This is a genomic window from Phytobacter sp. V69 (assembly GCF_965644215.1).
Classification (GTDB): domain Bacteria; phylum Pseudomonadota; class Gammaproteobacteria; order Enterobacterales; family Enterobacteriaceae; genus Phytobacter.
The window spans coordinates 1-735 of the sequence record NZ_CBFFRL010000480.1 but is presented as its reverse complement, the minus strand read 5'-3'; the positions used below and the strand labels follow the sequence as shown (position 1 = coordinate 735).

At 40.8% G+C, this 735-nt stretch carries 2 protein-coding genes; both read left to right on the top strand.

Going from position 1 to position 735, the window contains the following annotated elements:
• The first annotated feature begins 264 nt into the window (after positions 1-264).
• Positions 265-411, top strand: coding sequence for a type I restriction-modification system subunit M N-terminal domain-containing protein (locus ACSZPU_RS26105; RefSeq protein WP_499004523.1), 147 nt, complete (start codon positions 265-267; stop codon positions 409-411).
• A 46-nt stretch (positions 412-457) separates the two neighbouring features.
• A partial coding sequence (locus ACSZPU_RS26100) for a DUF6933 domain-containing protein (protein ID WP_499004521.1) occupies positions 458-735 on the top strand: 278 nt, incomplete at its 3' end.

Here is a 735-nt window from a genome sequence, read left to right as displayed (position 1 = left end):
AACCACAAGCCTGAGAAAAAACAAGAACCAGACAAAACAAGCCCATCCGTTGCCTTTCCACCTTTACCAAAGGAAAACAAAGTTGCCACAAAATCAAAATGTTTCACCTTCCCTAAATTTCGCTTTGGTTCGGGTAAGCGCAAAGATGGGTGATTTTTATTCAAGCAGTCAAAATTCAGGGATTAAAAATCCATTGATAAGCTCGTAACAACAGGAACTTTAGGGCAAAATAGGTCAATCGTCCGTATCCGGAAAATGACCGTAATGGCAAGAAAACTCCAGGAGATCAAAACCAAATTGTTAGAAGTCGTTTTATGGAAAGCGGCTGATAAGCTGCGTAAGAACATTGATGCCGCCGAGTACAAGCATGTTGTACCAGGACTGATTTTCCTCAATTATGGGGATTTATAATGAAAAATAAATTTTTCTCTAACCCTAATGATAAGGGATTATCGATATGATGGTTATCAACTGCTCCAAAGCAGCAGCGACACACCTTTACGGTAAATACAAAAAGAATGTTGATGAAGGGTTCTTTGAGCCTGCGTCATCTGTACAGCAGACTATCAAGGAACGACAGTCTGACGTAAAGAATAAGGAAATCATTCAGTGGGTGGTTCATGCGGTCAAGATAGGTCGTTCCACCTGTCTGATTGCAATGGAATATGAAAGCCGTTGGGTGCATGTTATTCATCAGGTTCGTAAAGGAGATGTTCAGGGGTTTGTAGAACGTCT

Bases quoted from the DNA above. Each gene is read 5' to 3' on its own strand.
- ACSZPU_RS26105 (WP_499004523.1), top strand. From the start codon at position 265: ATGGCAAGAAAACTCCAGGAGATCAAAACCAAATTGTTAGAAGTCGTT.